Below are 15,675 nucleotides of genomic sequence, written 5' to 3' on the forward strand. Positions count from 1 at the left end.
GACCGGCGAGATCTCGAGATCGATCCCCGAAGCGCCGATCAGCTCGTCCGGCTCCAGACCGATCAGCGCGAGCTTCGCGCCGTGCTGCGCGAGCCGGCGGGCCACGGCGGCCCCGATTCCCCGCGACGCTCCGGTGATGAGGACGACCTGACCGGGCAAGGGACGCATCGGGACCTCCAGCTTGTTGAGTGGGTACTCAACAGTAAGTGACTGTTGACCGTTTACTCAATAGACTGGCCGTATGACCCAGACCTCGTCCACCCGGCTGCGCCCGGACCAGCGGCGTGCGCAGATCCTCGCGGCCGCCCGGCGGGTCCTGGTCGCCGACCCGCACCGGGAGCTGACCGTCGAACTGGTCGCGGCCGAGGCCGGCGTCTCCCCCGCTCTGCTGTTCCACTACTTCGGATCGAAGAAGAAGTTCCAGTACGCCGTCATCGAGGAAGCCGCCGCGGAAGTCATGCTGCGGACCGCCCCCGACCCGTCGCTGCCACCCGAGGAACAACTGCGCTCCGGCATCCGCGCGTTCGTCCGTGCCGTCCTCGAGGCGCCGCAGCTCTACCGCGCGACCTTGCTGATGTCGGCCGCCGGCGATCCCGCCGTCCGCGCGCTGCACTCGGAGATCCGGCAGGTGTTCAGCACCTGGGTGATCGGCGCCGTCGGCCAGCGCGGCATCGAGATCACGCCGGCTGTCGAGCTCGCCTGCCACGGCTGGCAGGGGTACGTCGAGCAGACGCTGATGACCTGGATCGACAACCCCACGATCCCTGCCGAGACCCTCGAAGACCTCTGCGAACGCTCGCTCGACGCGATTCTGTCTACGACTCGCTGAACGCGGTCAGGGCGTCGAGAGTCGCCTTGGCCATCCGATCGGTCATGTCCGGACCGACGGCCTCACGCAGACTTCTGTCGACGTCGTTCAGCACGGCTCGGCAGCGATTGAGGAGTTCATGCCCGGAGGCCGTGACCTGCAGGTCGGCAGTGCGGCCGCGCCCCGGAGCGGTACGGCGTTCCACGGCTCCCATCTCCTGGAGCTGAAGGAGGGTGGACTGCATGCTCTGGGCGGTGATGCCGTCGCGACGAGCCAGTTCGCTGTAGGACAGACCGGGCTGGTGGGCGAGGTGGCCGAGGGCCGAGAAGTGCCGCATGGTCAGGCCCTGCCGGCGGAGCTCGGCGTCGGTCCGGTCGCGGAGCCGGCGGCCGAGCATCATCAGCAGCAGCGCGGGGCTGATCGGCGGCTGACCGGTCTCTTCCATCGGCACATCATGGCAGGCAGGTTGAGTTTCAGGTTGGCTGATACTTGAGTTACAGTCTGCCTGAAACTCGGCGCTCCCCAGATCGGATCCGGATGAACAAGTTCCTGCTCAGCGTGCACGTGATCGCCGCCATCATCTTCGTCGGGCCGGTCACGGTCGCGGCCAGCATGTTCCCACCGCTCGCCCGGCGCGTGCTGGCGTCCGACCAGCCGGAGACCGGGGTGCTGAAGGTGCTGCACCGGATCAGCCGCGGGTACGCCATCGGCGGCCTGACGGTCCCGGTGTTCGGCATCGCGGTGGCGGTCGGCCTTGGGGTGCTGACGGACTACTGGCTGATCATCTCGATGGTGCTCACCGCGATCGCCGCGGCCGTCCTCGCCTTCGCGGTGCTGCCGGCGCAGGCTCGCGTCCTCGACGCCGCCGGCTCCTCCCGCGAGTTGCGTGAGCAGTCGCTGCCGCAGGCGAAGGCGTTGTCGATGACCACTGGTGTCTTCGCCCTGTTGTGGACAGTCGTCGTGGTGCTGATGATCGTCCGGCCCGGCTCGACGACGGGGGTCTGATGATTCGCGTTTTGAAGATCGCCGCGGCCGTCGAGGCGGTCAGTGTGTGTCTGCTCTTTCTCAATCTGTTCACGGTGCACTGGCCGGCCGTGTCGTCCGCGCTCGGCCCGGCGCACGGGACGGCGTACCTGGTGACGATCGTGACGGCGCTGTCCACGGCCGGTGCGTCGAGGCGGGCGAAGGCGCTCGCGTTCGTGCCGGCGATCGGCGGGTACCTGGCGTTGCGCGATCTGTCGGTGCCCGCACGTTAGGGTTTGGGCGTGCTGACGGTCGCCACGGTGAATGTGAACGGGATCAGGGCTGCGTACCGGCGCGGGATGGCGCCCTGGCTGGAGCAGACCGATCCGGATCTGCTGCTGATGCAGGAAGTTCGGGCGACCGACGACGTACTGCGGGAACACCTCGGCGGGGACTGGAACATCGCGCACGCCGAGCCGACGATCGACGGCCACAAGGGCCGGGCGGGGGTGGCGGTCGCGTCCCGGCGGCCGATCAAGGACGAGCGGGACGACATCGGGCCGGCCCGGTTCACCGGGTGCGGGCGGTGGATCGAGGCGGACGTCGTACTGGACGACGGGTCGATGCTGACGGCGGTGAGCACGTATGTGTTCACCGGGGAGTTCGAGACGCCGCCGCGGCAGGAGGAGAAATACGCCTTCCTGGACGCGATCACCGCCCGGCTCGCGGAGCTCCGGGCCGACGGGCGGCACGTGCTGCTGTGCGGCGACCTGAACATCGCGCACCGCGAGGTCGACCTGAAGGCGTGGAAGGCGAACCGCAAGAAGAGCGGCTTCCTGCCCGAGGAACGCGCCTGGATGGATCGTTTGTTCGCCGCCGGCTGGGTCGACCTCGGCCGCCGCTTCGGCGGCGACGGCCCCGGCCCCTACTCCTGGTGGTCCTGGCGCGGCAAGGCCTTCGACAACGACGCCGGCTGGCGCATCGACTACCAGATCGCCTCCCCAGGCCTCGCCACCACAGCAACCACCTGCACCATCCACCGCGCCCCGACCTACGCCGAACGCTGGAGCGACCACGCTCCGGTAGTGGCGACGTACGACGTCTAGGCGGATCGGCGCGTGATCACAGGGGCGTCCACGATCAGCTCGCCGAACAGGTCTTCGAGATCGGACCAGGACAGGCCCAGTTCCTGACGGATGATGGCGCGGGTGACACCTGGGAACGGCGCCCCCAGCTGCCCTAGCTCGTACAGGTCCTTCATCCCCTTGCTCTCGTCCGCCGGAACGTTCATCGCGATCTCGCGACGGGCCAGGAAGACCGCGCCGTAGGCCCGCGTCGTCGCCCAGCTGCGTCGGTTCACGAGTTCGCGCCGGCCGAGTCCGCAGGTGCGGATCGTCTCCAGCCCATAGCTGCTGCCGTTGAGCGGCTCCACCGAACCGTCGACCGTGAAGCGCAGGTGCCGGGCCGGGTCCCGCCTGCCGAACGGGTTGAGCAGGAGCGCGAGCTCCTGCTGGGTCTCGGCCGGCTCACCGCGCGGCGGTGGCTGCTTCACCGGATACAGGTTGCCCTTCCAGACCGAGTTGCAGACCTGGCAGGCGAGCAGATAGTTGTTCCAGTCGTACGCCAGCCACCAGTACCCCCGCGGCCATCTCTGCGACGGGCTGCGGTTCTTCAGGGTCGCCTGACCTTCGGTCTCCTGTCCCTGCTCCGCTTCCCAGTTGCCGAACTGCGAGACAGCACTCTTCGGCGCGAAGTGCTCTACGTCGCCGAAGTGCGATGCGGTGACCGGGATCTCGCAATACCCACAGCGACCGTCCTGCGCGATGCTGAAGACCGCCTTGAAGTCGCGCCAAAGGCTCTTGGTGATCGCCGGCTTCTCACCGCGCTGGACTGCGGACCGGATCCGCCTCGCCTCCGCGGCGACGCGATCCTCGAACCCGTCCGGACGAGGTGGTCGCTTGTACAGCATCATCGGTCTCCCCTCCCCTCCGCTGTGCTCGCCGCCGGCGTGGACCGCTCGTCTTCTTGGCCACTGCGGCACCGCGTGCCGGGTCCACTCCCCGGCCCGCCTGCGCTCGCCGGCGTCGTACGGCCTCGGCCACGCTCGCCTGGATCCGGGCCCGCTCCAGGTCGTCGGTCTCGCCGAGCTCCACGGCTTCGTCGCGGATGACCTGGGCGGCGACGCTCTGCGCGAGCCGGTCGACCGACGTCTCGGGGTAGTTGCCGGCGCGGGCGCGTAACTCGTCCTCGAGATCCGTGCGGCGGCGCTTCTGCGACGGCGTCGGGCGCCGCTCCAACAGGATGGCGCTGTGCTCGTCGATCAGCTTCGCTGTGTCCGGGTCGGTGGTCGTGCTCAGGCCGAACCAGTCACCGGTGAGGAGCTGGTCTGCGCGGAGCCCCTTCGGCACGTCGCACGGCACCGCCTGCACGCCGGTGTTGCCGGTACGACGAAGCAGGACCACCTCCCCCGGCTCGGTCTGCTGCAAGCACAGCGGGTCGTGGGTCGTCGCGATCACCCGCACCCGCGGGAACACCGTTCGCAACAGCGACACGATCGACATCCGCCACTGGGGATGCAGGTGGACCTCGAGTTCGTCGATGAGCAGCAGCCCCTCCGCCGAGGACATGCTCGGCCAGTAGGTGGCCAGGTGCTGGATCGCGTCCGCAGCCAGCGCGATCACCGAGCGGAAGCCGTCGCTGAGGTCGGCCAGCGGCGCCGAACGGCCGTACGACGTCGCGTGCAGCCGACCGCTGCGTCGCAGCAACCGGTCCTCCGGCTCCATCGGCAGCAGGGCCTTGAGGTCGGTCGCATGCAGGTTGAACCACTGCGCAGGAACGGCCTTCGTGTCGGCGAGCCACCCCTCCGCGTCACTCAGGGTCGACCATGGATCGAAGAGGTTGTCGACGTCGACCCGGCGGGGCGAACGCAGCGGAGTGCCGGCCGGCGGCAGCAGCCGCGTCGGTCCGTACCCGAGCACCATCACCTCGGGGACGTCTCCCTGGAAGCTGAAGTCCGGCCGTCCCCGGCGGAAGCCCAGCACGATCTCGCGCCCGTCGGAGAACGTCAACCGGATCTCACCGGACTTCGCACCGTGCCGGACGACAGCGGCGGCATCCGGCTCCCGCCGCTGTCGCTCCTCCTGGTCCGCCAGCGCCAGTGCGACGGCCTTCAACAGGCTGCTCTTGCCCACGCCGTTCTCGCCCAGCAGCAGCAACCACGGTTCGTTGTCGGGCAGCGGGTCCCGGAACGTCAGGACGACGTCCCGGATCGCACGGAAGTTCCGGACCTCGATGCGTTCCAGCTTGACGTTCGCCAGCAGTTCGTCGCCACCCGACGTCGGCGGCGGCGTGACGAGCACAGTCGGCCGCGGGCCGGCCGCCTCGTCCGGCACTCTGCCTCGCACCAGGTCGTACGCGACCTGATCGTGCAAGCCGTACGCGCGCCGCGTCGCCACGTTGGCCTTCCTCTGCAGGAGGATCGTCCGCAGGGTCCAGCGGCGGATCCCGGCGAACGGCTGGTCGTCGGCGGTCAGCGCCTTCAAGGCCTCGCTGATCGAGCTGTATCCCTCCGGCAGACCGAAGGGCTCCATCGCTCTCCGGATCCGCTGTGCGGCGGCCAACCGATCCTTGATCAGCTGCGGCCGATTGAGTCCGAGGATCTGGATCGTCTGCAGCGCGCGGCCGCCCATGCCGGTGACCGTGCCGTCCTCCTCGTACCGCAGGTGGTGCTCGGGATTGTCGTGGCAGGGATCGAGCAGCATCGGTCCCTCGGCGAGCAACTGCGCTCCCCTCGCCTCCGGCTCGGCCCTCGGCGCGGTCACCGGGAACCACTGGGCCTTGTTGCTGCGGCACGCCGTACAGATCGGGTAGAGGTTGTCCCAGTCGTAGGCCAGCCACCAGTAGTGGTCCCTCGACACCTGCCGGTCCTCCCCCATCGCCTCCTGCGGCGGGCGATGCCACTCGACCAATCCCTTGGCCGCCGGTGATTCGCAGTACGCGCATTTCGCGTCGAACGCCGTCGACAACGCCGCCGCGACTGCCGGATGCCGCACGAGCTTCAGGTCGAGTGGGTAGCGGCTCTGCCTCGTGTCGCCCTGGTGATAGCTGCGCAGGCGGTCCAGCGCACGTTTTCGCTGGCTGACCAGGACCGCCGGCGCCGGCGTCCGTTCACGGCGGATCATTGCCTCGGCACCAATCGGAAAGCGGGCCGTGGATGCGGCACCGTGCCGGCGCCGGCCGGATGCGATTGCGACGCGGCCGAGTGCGCGTGCTTCATCAAGGCGTCGGTCAGGGCCAGCTCGGCGCCGGTCACCGCCTTGCCACCGACCGGGTAGTTCCTGGTGGTGACGCCGTACTCCTTCAGGAAGTCCTGGTACCCCTTCAGGTAGGCGTCGTTCAGGGTCGTGAGGACCTCGTCGAACTCGGACATCGCCACCCGGTAACGGACCCACCGGTGCAGGTCGAAGTCGAAGTCGTCGAACAGCGCGGCGGCCTCGGCGCCCCGATCGGCGACGTCCTCGATCACCTCCGGCTTCATCTTCAGGTTCATCCCACCTTCCCCGGCCTGCTCGCGCACCACGGCGACCCGGCCCCGGAACCCGGGAAGTGTGAGCTGCGTGGTGTCCACCCAGTTCTGCATGGTGCGCACGATCGCGGTCAGGAACGACGAGGCCGAACCGATCGGGTGCACCGGCGGCAGCACCCCGCTCGCGCCTTGCGACGCCCGCCAGACCAGGCCGGGCAGGTCCGGGTGCGGCGACCCGAGGTTGATCCCGAAGGTCGGCCGGCTCGGCCACGCGGCGTCGAAGAAGTGCATCGGGAAGTTGCTGGAGATCCCGCCGTCGGAGAACCACACCTCGACCAGCCCACGCCGGCCGAAGGCCCGCGACCAGTCCACGCAGAACATCGGCACCGCGCTGATCAGGCCGGGGAAGCTCAGGCTCAGCCGGGCGGCCACCACGACCGGCAGGTCCCAGGCCGCGGGCAGGCGGCGGACCTGCTGCTCGTGACAGGGACACTTCATCGACACCGTCGCGGTCTCGCCGTCCTGGCTGTCGGTCTTGTCGTCGACCGGTGTGGAGTGCTCGACCAGGTGCGCGACCACCCGGTCGGGGAAGTAGTCACGCAGCCGCTGCTCGCAGAAGAAGAAGATCCGTTCGCTGAACGGGAAGCGATAGGGACGCCGCAGGGTGAGGTTGGTCGTCATCACCTCGAGCTCGATCTGTCGTGCCGTCCGGGCCGCGAGCCGCTCCTCCGGCATCACCCGCCCGTTCTTCTTCTCGGCGATGGCCCGCTCGAGCTCGACCGCCTGGTCGCCCCACAGATCTCCGATGGTCAGCGGATGGCGGCCGGCCGGCAGGCCGGCGATCTCGTCGAGCTTGGCGGCCAGCCAGTCCGTCAGTGGTGGCTTGCCGACCGCGGGATCCTCGGTGTGGCCGTCGCAGAGGCCGTACCCGTTCGCCTTCAGGCTCGCGAGGCTCCGGCGACCGAACACCACCGCGGACACCGCCGTCGCCAGGATCAGCGCGAGTGGAGCCCAGACCAGCCCGGTCAGCACCACTCCCAGCCAGCCGCCCAGGTCGCTCGGCAAGCCTCTGCTGATCAGCGTGATCAGGAGTGCCGGGACGAGCAGCGCGACCAGCGTCCCGGTGAAGGCCCACGCCGTACAGCGGACGATTGTTTGCCACGCCGCGCGCAGCTTCCGCCGGATCGGCCAGTCCGGCTCGAGCCACGAGCTCAGCACGGCGAACGCCGAGCTGGTGCCACGCGAGGGCTGGAACAGGTCGGCCAACGTGCTGCCGAGCTCGGTCGGAACCGCGTGCAGCTTCTGGTAGCCGCCACGGTCGCGGCCGTACTCGGCGGCGGCTGCGATCGCGGCCGCGATCGCTCCGGCCGACGCGCCCCCCAGGCGGCGGAGCTTGTACTTCTCAGCCAGTTTGCAGACGGCGCGCGGGTAGACGATCCCGCTGCTGATGCCGCCTTTCATGATCACGTCGCACTCAGGCAGCGACCGGCCGGATTCCCCCTGTGTGGTCATGCTGTTACCCCCGGGATCAGCGTCTCGCCGCGCGCGGACCCGGTCAACAGGCCGGTCCGGGAAACTCGCGTACGCCGGACGGGGTGTGCCGGGTAGTCTCGCGGCATGTCCGAGATTGAATCTTTGGGGCCGCCGGTGGCGGCGCGGAAGCCGGTTGAGCGGCGTTTTCACGGTGACGTGTTCGTCGACGAGTACGAGTGGTTGCGGGACAAGTCCGACGACGAGGTGCTGGGGTACCTGCGCGCGGAGAACGCCTACACCGAGGCGCGCACCGAGCACCTGGAATCGTTGCGTGAGGCAATCTTCAAGGAGATCTCGGACCGGACGCTGCAGACCGACCTGAGCGTGCCGGCCCGGCACGGCGGGTACTGGTACTACTCGCGCACGATCGAGGGCAAGCAGTACGGCATCCACTGCCGGGTCAAGGCCGACGGCGACCAGCCGCCGGCGACCGACGGCGACATCCCGGGCGAAGAGGTGATGCTCGACGGCAACGAGGTGGCCGGCGACTCGGAGTTCTTCGCGCTCGGCACCGTCGACGTCTCCCCCGACGGCCGGCTGCTCGCGTACTCGGTCGACCTCAAGGGCGACGAGCGGTTCACGCTGCGGATCAAGGACCTGGCCACCGGCGAACTGCTGCCGGACGAGCTGCCCGAGGTGCACTACGGGTCGGCCTGGTCCGCGGACGGGTCGACGATCTTCTACACCAAGGTCGACGACGCCTGGCGGCCGTACCAGGTCTGGCGGCACGCCCTCGGCGCGGCCGACGACGCCCTGGTGATGGAGGAGCCGGACGAGCGGTTCTGGGTCGGCGTCGACCTGACCCGCAACGAGCAGGCCGTCCTGATCGCGCTCGGCAGCAAGCTGACCAGCGAGGTCTGGCTGCTCGACGCCAATGACCCGGCCGGTCAGCCGGTCGTGGTCGCGCCCCGCCGCGAGGGCGTCGAGTACGACGTCGAGCACGCCGGTGACCAGTTGCTGATCACCCACAACGCGGACGCGGCCAACTTCTCGCTCGCGACCGCGCCGCTCGACTCCCCCGGCTCGTGGACCACGCTGATCCAGGGCGACGAGACCAGCCGGCTGCTCGGCGTCGACGCGTTCGCCGACCACGTCATCCTGTACCGCCGTCGCGACGCGCTCACCGAGCTCGCGATCATGCGCCGTACGGCGGACGGCTTCGGCGCACCGGAGGCGCTGGAGTTCGACGAGCCGATCTACACAGTCTCCCCCGGCCGCAACGACGAGTGGCACGACACCCGCTACCGGTTCGGCTACACGTCGCTGGTGACGCCGGGGTCGACGTACGACGTGAATCTCGCGACCGGTGAGCGGCGACTGCTGAAGCAGCAGCCGGTCCTCGGTGGCGTGGACCTCGGCGCGTACACGCAGTACCGGGAGTGGGCGACGGCGGAGGACGGGACGTCGGTGCCGATCTCGCTGGTCGCGCGCAAGGACGTGGTCAAGGACGGCAACGCGCCGGTCGTGCTGTACGGGTACGGCTCCTACGAGAGCTCGATGGATCCGTGGTTCTCGATACCCCGCCTGTCGCTGCTGGACCGCGGTGTGGTGTTCGCGATCGCGCACGTGCGCGGTGGCGGCGAGCTCGGCCGGCACTGGTACGACAACGGCAAGATGCTGACCAAGCGGAACACGTTCACCGACTTCGTCGCGGCCGCCGAGCACCTGGTCAAGGACGGCTGGACGCGGCCGGAGCGGATCGTCGCCCAGGGTGGCAGTGCGGGCGGTCTGCTGATGGGCGCGGTCGCGAACCTGGCGCCGCAGGCCTTCGGCGGGATCGTTGCCGAGGTGCCGTTCGTGGACGCGCTGACGACGATCCTCGACCCGTCGCTGCCGCTGACCGTGATCGAGTGGGAGGAATGGGGCAACCCGCTCGAGGACGCCGCGGTGTACGAGTACATGAAGTCCTACTCGCCGTACGAGAACGTCACCGCGCAGCAGTATCCGCGGATCCTGGCGATCACCAGCCTGAACGACACCCGGGTGTTCTTCGTCGAGCCGGCCAAGTGGGTCGCGAAACTGCGCGCCACCGCGACCGGAAACGTCGACGTACTGCTCAAGACCGAAATGGAAGCCGGCCACGGCGGCCGTTCCGGGCGGTACGACGCCTGGCGCGAACTGGCCTTCACGCTGTCCTGGGAGCTCGACACCCTCGGCCTGGCCTGACGGCCCGGTGGGCCCGCCGACCCTCGGCGGGCCCACCCCGAAGCCCACCCTTCGAAAGCCACCGGCGGGAGCTACCCGACGCCGGCGAGTGACGGTTTCGCGCGGGAACACGGCGGGTACCTGCGGCGTTGCTGTACTACGGAGTGACCAACCGTGTGTCGTGCAACACATTCGGCGGTCGGAAAAGCCCGGTTTCTGCAGAGATTCTCAGGATCCGGCACCGGTGTGCCGCTGGACTTCGCCGGCGGAATTCCGGTGAAACCCCCGCTGAAGTTGCGTGATCACGCCGAAATGCGCGCACGTTCGGGCCGCGGCGTCCGGCAAACGGCCGCGAACGGGCAGGCAGGCCCTGGTTTCCGCACCGGATCGGTGCCGGGAACTCTCAGGGAACGTTCAGGCTGTTTACACACTCGTCGTGGAATCTTGAACCTCACTCGAGCGTTGCTCTCCATGTAACGACGAAGGGAGTTTCGGTGGCTCGCACGACTCGTGTCCGCACCGCGGACGACGGTATCGACGGCAAGGACAGCGTCGGTCTCTACCTCGAAGAGATCGCGCGCACGCCCTTGCTGACGGCTGAGGAAGAGGTCGAGCTCGCTGAGACGGTCGAGGCAGGTCTCCTAGCGGAGCAACTGCTGGCCGAGGGGCGGGTTGGACGCAAGAAGGGCGGAGCGCCCAAATATGCGACGGAGGAAGAGCTGCAGTGGCTGGCCGACGAGGGCCAGCGCGCGCAGCAGCGGTTCGTGACCGCGAACCTCCGGCTGGTGGTGTCGATCGCCCGCCGTTACGGACGGTCCCAGATGCCGCTGCTGGACCTGGTCCAGGAGGGCAACACCGGCCTGATCCGCGCGGTGGAGAAGTTCGACTACCGCAAGGGTTTCAAGTTCTCGACGTACGCGACCTGGTGGGTGCGGCAGGCCATCACCCGCGGTATCGCGCAGCAGGCCCGCGTGGTCCGGCTGCCGGTGCACGTGGTGGAGCAGCTGAACCAGATCGGGTCGGCCCGGCGCACGCTGGAGCGCAAGCTCGGGCGGGAGCCGGAGATCGACGAGATCGCGGCGGAGCTGGACCTGGACGAGGAGCGGGTCACCGAGCTGATCCGGATCGGCCGGGACCACATCAGCCTGGACAATCCGATCGACGACGAGGGCGAGACCTCGCTGGGCGACCTGATCGCGGCCGAGACCGCGCCGGGTCCGGACCAGCTGGTCGCGGACGCGTCGGACCGCTCGGGCCTGTTCAGCCTGGTCGACCAGCTCGACCCGCGGTCCGCGGACGTGATCCGGCGCCGGTACGGCCTGCACGACGGCCGGCAGGCGAAGCTCGCCGACATCGGCGCCGTGCACGGCATCTCCGCCGAGCGCGTCCGCCAGATCGAGCGCGAGGCTCTGGGCCGGCTGCGCCTGCTAGCCGACCCGACGCTGGCCGCGTAACGCAACACCCCGAAACCCCCAGCAAGGACCCCCGAGCCGCTCTCGCGGCCGGGGGTCCTTTCACGTCCGGTCAGGACCAGTGGATCCAGGACTCGACCGGCAGGTGGTCGCTGGGGAACTGGCCGTCCTTGCTGAAGATGTTGATCGAGGCCTTCGAGACGCGCAGGCCCGGCGTGGTGAGGATCCAGTCGATCCGGGCGCCGTTCGGGGTGAGCGGCCGGTAGCCGTGGAAGGTGGCGTACAGGTCGCTCCGGCGCTCGGCCGTCACCCAGCTGTCCGCGAGCTTGCCACTGGTCACGAGCTTGTCGTAGACGGTCACTCCCGCGGCCGCGGCCTCGTTGAAGTCACCGGTCATGATCACCGGGAGTGCCGGGTTCAGCGCGGTCATCCGCTGCAGGATCAGGTCGGCCGACTTCGACCGCGCGGTCGCGTCGAACGCCTCCAGGTGCGTGTTGATCGCGTAGAACTCCTTCGAGGTGGCCTTGTCCTTGAACCGGACCCACGTCACCATGCGAGCGCAGCAGCCGCCCCACGTCTTCGAGCCGATCACCTCCGGGGTATCGGACAGCCAGTAGTGGTCGTACTCGAGCGGCTGCAGCCTGCGCGTGTCGAAGAAGATCATCATGAACTCGCCCTTGCTGCCGCCCTCGCGGCCGAGCCCGATCGAGTCGTACGACGGCCCCAGGTCGGCGGAGATGTCCTGCAGCTGGCCGTACAGCCCTTCCTGCGTGCCGATCAGCTGTGGCCGAGCGGCGCGCAGCTGCTCCCGCATCACGGGCCGGCGGGCGCTCCACTCGTTGGGCGGGGTATCGCTGGCGTACCGCAGGTTGTACGACATCACGTGCAGCGGCTGCGCCGTGCCACCACCGGCCGGCGCGACGGCGTCGTACTGGTTGGTGGTGGCCTGCGAGACGCCACTGGTCAGGGTCAGGCCGGCGACAGCCGCCGCGACGAGCGCGGCGAATCTACGACGGGTGCTGAACATGGTTGGAAACCTCCATGGGCGGGGAGTTCGGAGGTTGGACGTTAACCAGAGTCGGTGTCCGGCGGCTAGCCGTAGCGCGTCGAGCACGTGACGGGACGGTTCAGGCGGCGGCCGCGTTCCAGGTGTCGATCAGCGCCGGCAGCTCGGCGAGCCGGTGCACGGTTGCGTCCGGCGCGCCCTCGGTGTGGCCGATCTGCTCGAGCGGGATGGCGCTGTGCGGGATGTGGGCGGCGCGCATGCCGACGTTCTGCGCGCCCCAGACGTCGTCGAAGAGCCGGTCGCCGACGAACAGGCAGCCGGCCGGATCGGTCTGCCCGACCGCCTTCATCGCGGCCAGGAACGCCTCCGGGTGCGGCTTCGTGTGCGCGATCTCGCTGGTGTAGACGGCGCCGTCCAGCAAGTCCAGGACGCCGTCGCGCGCGAAGATCTCCTCGTGCCGCCGGCGGGACCAGATCGTGTTCGACAGCACGCCGACCTTCAGCCCGCGCGCCCGGAGCTCCTGCAGGGTCTGGACGGCGTCGGGCTCGAGCTCGGTGTGCGGGTGCCACTGCCGCTCGTACTCCGCGAGCGCCGCCGGGGTCATCACGATCTCGGCCAGCAGGCAGACCTCCTCGAGCGTGCTGCTCCGGTGCTCGTCGCGGGACCGCAGCCAGATCGACCGCTCCGCCTCGACCAGGCGCGCCGCGAGCTCGTCGGCGCGGGCATCGTCGATCAGCTCCGTCACCGACCGCCAGACGGCGTACAGGTCGATGTCGTGCCAGGTCGCCAGCGTGCCGCCCCAGTCGAACAGGACGGCCTCGATCTTCGTGTTCGTCACAGCCGACACCATGCCAGAAGGCGCCGACAACCTCCTCCGGTTTTCAGCTGAGGCGGGAGACCTCGTTCCGCTTGGCCAGCCAGACGACGGCGGCGGCGTACAGCGCGAGGCAGGGCACGTCCACGACCAGCAGGGTCCACGGCGCACCGCCCTGCTCGTCCCAGCCGTCCAGCTGACCCATTGCCGCAGGCAACAAGAAGGCGAACAGGTTGTTCAGCGCGTGCACCGAGATGGCCGCCTCCAGGCCACCGGTCCGGACGGTCAGCCAGCCGATTGTCATCGCGAACACGAAGATGTCGGCCATCGCCCAGCCGGTGTACCCGTGCGCCGACACGAACGCCAGGCTGCTGATCACGATCCCCGGCCACGGCGTCCGCAGCAGCGCCTTGAACCACTGCGCCCGGCCGGCCACCTGGTCCGGTCCGTAGGCGCCGATCGCCTGGACCAGCCAGCCGCGGAACACGAACTCCTCGGCCGCGGACTGGAACGGCACCAGGAAGATGATCACCAGCGCCGGCACGATGAACGCGCCGAGGCCGACCCACGAACCCTCGTCCACCGCGACCGGGTCCTGGCTCGGGAAGATCTGGTCGACCAGGATGCCGAGCGCGTAGGAGACCACGAGGTACCCGAGGCCGGGCAGGCAGCACAGCAGCAGCCAGCGCCAGCGGATCCGGTTCAGCACGGAGGCGACGCTGAACCACGGGCGGCGCTGGATGAGCCACGCCGTCAGCATCACGAGTGGCGTGAGCACACCGAGCATCACCAGGGTGACCGCGAGGTTCTCGGTGTCGCTCGGGAAGATGTCGTTGCCCTGCGGCTCGCTGAACTCGCCGGTGATCAGGCTGTGCACGATCTCCCAGGCGACGAGCACGGCCGCGGTCAGGAAGAACGCGGCGGCGCCCAGGAACAGCGTGCCCACGATCGGCCGCCACCACGCGTGCTTCGGCGTCCGCGCCAGCCGGTGGTACGGCGTACCGGACGGCGCCGGGATGACGCGGGGCTCGCGGTAGCCGAACTGGCCTGGGTACGGCTGCGGCGCACCCCACTGCTGCGGGTACGGCGGCGGATACTGGCCGGGCTGCGGGTACGGCGGTGGGTAGGCCCCGGGTGGTGGTTGCTGGTACGGACCCGCAGGCGGATACGGCCCCTGCTGCGGGTGGGGCGGCGGTGGTGGGTACTGCCCCGGCTGCGAGGATTGCCCGGGCTGTTGCGGGTCCATGAGTGGACTCTAGAAGATCGGGACAAGTAGCACATGGAGGAGAGCCCAGTGGTGACTGATCCGACGCCAGGACCGACCGCGTCCACTCGAGTACTGCCGCAGTCGGTGCTGATGCCGCTCACCGGCTCGGCCATCTTCCTGGTGGTCCGGATCGAGCCCGGAGGCGAGGAGAAGGCCCGCGACCTGCTGGAGCGGGTGAGCGGCCTGACCCGTTCGGTCGGCTTCCGGGTGCCGGCCGGGAACCTGTCCTGCGTCGCCAGCATCGGCTCGGACGCGTGGGACCGGCTGTTCAGCGGCCCGCGTCCGGCCGAACTGCACCCGTTCGTCGAGCTGCGAGGTGCCAAGCACCACGCGGTGGCCACCCCCGGCGACCTGCTGTTCCATATCCGCGCCGCGCACACCGACCAGTGCTTCGAGCTCGCGAACCAGATCATGAGCGTGCTCGACGGCGCCGCGACGGTCGTCGACGAGGTGCACGGCTTCAAGTACTTCGAGATGCGCGACCTGCTCGGGTTCGTCGACGGCACCGAGAACCCGACCGGGTCCGAGGCCGAGGACGCCGTACTGGTCGGGGTCGAGGACCCGGAGTTCGCGGGTGGCAGCTACGTGATCGTGCAGAAGTACCTGCACGACATGAAGGCGTGGAACGCGCTCACCGTCGAGCAGCAGGAGCACGTGGTCGGCCGGACCAAGCTGGACGACATCGAGCTCGACGACCACGTGAAGCCGTCCAACGCGCACATCGCGCTGAACGTGATCGAGGACGAGGACGGCAACGAGCTGCAGATCCTGCGCGACAACATGCCGTTCGGGACGATCGGCTCGCAGGAGTTCGGCACCTACTTCATCGGCTACGCGAAGTCCCCGGCGGTCACCGAGCTGATGCTGCGGCGGATGTTCGTCGGCGAGCCCGAGGGCAACCACGACCGCATCCTCGACTTCTCCACCGCGGTCACCGGCACGTTGTTCTTCACCCCGTCGGCGGCCTTCCTCGACGACCTCCCGCCGGCTCCCTGACCCACCCTGAGGCTCAGGGAGCCGGGGGAAGACTCACTCCCCGAACAGCGGCTCGTCGACGGCGTTGTCGACCAGCCGGAAGTCCGTGGGGCGCTCGAAGGTCCCCGGCACCTTGCCGAGGCTCTGGATGACGGTGGCGGTGCCGTTGGCGTGCCGGTGCTGCGTCCTGGTGGCAAGGCGATCGGCATCGCCGGACCGCCCGATCC

The 15,675-nt window shown here is 69.2% G+C and carries 15 protein-coding genes; 7 read left to right on the forward strand and 8 right to left on the reverse strand.

Going from position 1 to position 15,675, the window contains the following annotated elements; translation table 11 throughout:
- A partial coding sequence (locus tag ACWCOV_RS40135) for an SDR family NAD(P)-dependent oxidoreductase (protein ID WP_449834638.1) occupies positions 1 to 168 on the reverse strand: 168 nt, incomplete at its 3' end.
- A 73-nt stretch (positions 169 to 241) separates the two neighbouring features.
- Here ACWCOV_RS40135 and ACWCOV_RS40140 point away from each other — a divergent pair.
- Positions 242 to 829 carry a TetR/AcrR family transcriptional regulator gene (locus tag ACWCOV_RS40140; RefSeq protein WP_449834625.1) on the forward strand — a complete coding sequence of 196 codons (588 nt, stop codon included), beginning with the start codon at positions 242 to 244 and terminating at the stop codon, positions 827 to 829.
- Here ACWCOV_RS40140 and ACWCOV_RS40145 read toward each other — a convergent pair.
- Positions 816 to 1,253: a MarR family winged helix-turn-helix transcriptional regulator gene (locus ACWCOV_RS40145; RefSeq protein WP_449834626.1), complete on the reverse strand. Its 438-nt coding sequence runs from the start codon at positions 1,251 to 1,253 to the stop codon at positions 816 to 818. The two genes, ACWCOV_RS40140 and ACWCOV_RS40145, sit on opposite strands and share 14 nt — an antisense overlap.
- 92 nt (positions 1,254 to 1,345) lie before the next feature.
- Here ACWCOV_RS40145 and ACWCOV_RS40150 point away from each other — a divergent pair, with 92 nt between their 5' ends.
- Genes ACWCOV_RS40150 through ACWCOV_RS40160 form a run of 3 tightly spaced genes read left to right on the forward strand, consistent with a single transcriptional unit; the run spans position 1,346 to position 2,877 of the window.
- Positions 1,346 to 1,813, forward strand: coding sequence for a DUF2269 family protein (locus ACWCOV_RS40150; protein ID WP_449834627.1), 468 nt, complete (start codon positions 1,346 to 1,348; stop codon positions 1,811 to 1,813).
- A complete protein-coding gene (locus ACWCOV_RS40155; protein WP_449834628.1) occupies positions 1,813 to 2,064 on the forward strand; it encodes a DUF3817 domain-containing protein in 252 nt (83 codons plus the stop codon). Before ACWCOV_RS40150 ends, ACWCOV_RS40155 begins: the two co-directional genes overlap by 1 nt.
- A gap of 9 nt (positions 2,065 to 2,073) precedes the next feature.
- Positions 2,074 to 2,877 carry an exodeoxyribonuclease III gene (locus ACWCOV_RS40160; protein WP_449834629.1) on the forward strand — a complete coding sequence of 268 codons (804 nt, stop codon included), beginning with the start codon at positions 2,074 to 2,076 and terminating at the stop codon, positions 2,875 to 2,877.
- Here ACWCOV_RS40160 and ACWCOV_RS40165 read toward each other — a convergent pair.
- From ACWCOV_RS40165 to ACWCOV_RS40175, 3 genes are read right to left on the reverse strand one after another with little or no spacing between them, the layout of a single operon-like run.
- Complete coding sequence (locus tag ACWCOV_RS40165) at positions 2,874 to 3,743, reverse strand: hypothetical protein (protein ID WP_449834630.1); 870 nt, start codon at positions 3,741 to 3,743, stop codon at positions 2,874 to 2,876. The two genes, ACWCOV_RS40160 and ACWCOV_RS40165, sit on opposite strands and share 4 nt — an antisense overlap.
- On the reverse strand, positions 3,649 to 5,952 hold the full coding sequence (locus ACWCOV_RS40170) for an AAA family ATPase (RefSeq protein WP_449834631.1): 2,304 nt from the start codon (positions 5,950 to 5,952) through the stop codon (positions 3,649 to 3,651). The genes ACWCOV_RS40165 and ACWCOV_RS40170 overlap by 95 nt, the downstream gene beginning before the upstream one ends.
- Positions 5,949 to 7,808, reverse strand: a complete 1,860-nt coding sequence (locus ACWCOV_RS40175) for a hypothetical protein (protein ID WP_449834632.1) — start codon at positions 7,806 to 7,808, stop codon at positions 5,949 to 5,951. The genes ACWCOV_RS40170 and ACWCOV_RS40175 overlap by 4 nt, the downstream gene beginning before the upstream one ends.
- Before the next feature lie 105 nt (positions 7,809 to 7,913).
- On the opposite strand from ACWCOV_RS40175, the gene ACWCOV_RS40180 reads away from it, so the two are divergent.
- Complete coding sequence (locus ACWCOV_RS40180; RefSeq protein WP_449834633.1) at positions 7,914 to 9,995, forward strand: S9 family peptidase; 2,082 nt, start codon at positions 7,914 to 7,916, stop codon at positions 9,993 to 9,995.
- A 473-nt stretch (positions 9,996 to 10,468) separates the two neighbouring features.
- Positions 10,469 to 11,428 (forward strand): sigma-70 family RNA polymerase sigma factor, encoded by a 960-nt coding sequence (locus ACWCOV_RS40185; protein ID WP_360523741.1) that lies wholly within the window; start codon positions 10,469 to 10,471, stop codon positions 11,426 to 11,428.
- A 70-nt stretch (positions 11,429 to 11,498) separates the two neighbouring features.
- Here ACWCOV_RS40185 and ACWCOV_RS40190 read toward each other — a convergent pair whose 3' ends face one another.
- From ACWCOV_RS40190 to ACWCOV_RS40200, 3 genes are all read right to left on the reverse strand, one after another.
- Positions 11,499 to 12,413: an endonuclease/exonuclease/phosphatase family protein gene (locus tag ACWCOV_RS40190; RefSeq protein ID WP_449834634.1), complete on the reverse strand. Its 915-nt coding sequence runs from the start codon at positions 12,411 to 12,413 to the stop codon at positions 11,499 to 11,501.
- 100 nt (positions 12,414 to 12,513) lie between these two features.
- Positions 12,514 to 13,230: an HAD family hydrolase gene (locus tag ACWCOV_RS40195; protein WP_449834635.1), complete on the reverse strand. Its 717-nt coding sequence runs from the start codon at positions 13,228 to 13,230 to the stop codon at positions 12,514 to 12,516.
- A gap of 43 nt (positions 13,231 to 13,273) precedes the next feature.
- Entirely contained in the window at positions 13,274 to 14,452 is a 1,179-nt protein-coding gene (locus tag ACWCOV_RS40200; protein ID WP_449834636.1) for a CPBP family intramembrane glutamic endopeptidase, read from the reverse strand.
- A gap of 51 nt (positions 14,453 to 14,503) precedes the next feature.
- On the opposite strand from ACWCOV_RS40200, the gene ACWCOV_RS40205 reads away from it, so the two are divergent.
- A complete protein-coding gene (locus tag ACWCOV_RS40205) occupies positions 14,504 to 15,469 on the forward strand; it encodes a Dyp-type peroxidase (RefSeq protein WP_449834637.1) in 966 nt (321 codons plus the stop codon).
- Positions 15,470 to 15,675 lie beyond the last annotated feature (206 nt).

It is taken from the genome of Kribbella sp. NPDC002412 (assembly GCF_053592935.1).

Excerpts from the sequence above, each read along its gene's own strand:
- ACWCOV_RS40150 (WP_449834627.1), top strand. The coding sequence starts at position 1,346 with ATGAACAAGTTCCTGCTCAGCGTGCACGTGATCGCCGCCATCATCTTC.
- ACWCOV_RS40170 (WP_449834631.1), bottom strand. The coding sequence starts at position 5,952 with ATGATCCGCCGTGAACGGACGCCGGCGCCGGCGGTCCTGGTCAGCCAG.
- ACWCOV_RS40155 (WP_449834628.1), top strand. The coding sequence starts at position 1,813 with ATGATTCGCGTTTTGAAGATCGCCGCGGCCGTCGAGGCGGTCAGTGTG.
- ACWCOV_RS40145 (WP_449834626.1), bottom strand. The coding sequence starts at position 1,253 with ATGGAAGAGACCGGTCAGCCGCCGATCAGCCCCGCGCTGCTGCTGATG.
- ACWCOV_RS40200 (WP_449834636.1), bottom strand. The coding sequence starts at position 14,452 with ATGGACCCGCAACAGCCCGGGCAATCCTCGCAGCCGGGGCAGTACCCA.
- ACWCOV_RS40190 (WP_449834634.1), bottom strand. The coding sequence starts at position 12,413 with ATGTTCAGCACCCGTCGTAGATTCGCCGCGCTCGTCGCGGCGGCTGTC.
- ACWCOV_RS40175 (WP_449834632.1), bottom strand. The coding sequence starts at position 7,808 with ATGACCACACAGGGGGAATCCGGCCGGTCGCTGCCTGAGTGCGACGTG.
- ACWCOV_RS40140 (WP_449834625.1), top strand. The coding sequence starts at position 242 with ATGACCCAGACCTCGTCCACCCGGCTGCGCCCGGACCAGCGGCGTGCG.
- ACWCOV_RS40180 (WP_449834633.1), top strand. The coding sequence starts at position 7,914 with ATGTCCGAGATTGAATCTTTGGGGCCGCCGGTGGCGGCGCGGAAGCCG.
- ACWCOV_RS40165 (WP_449834630.1), bottom strand. The coding sequence starts at position 3,743 with ATGATGCTGTACAAGCGACCACCTCGTCCGGACGGGTTCGAGGATCGC.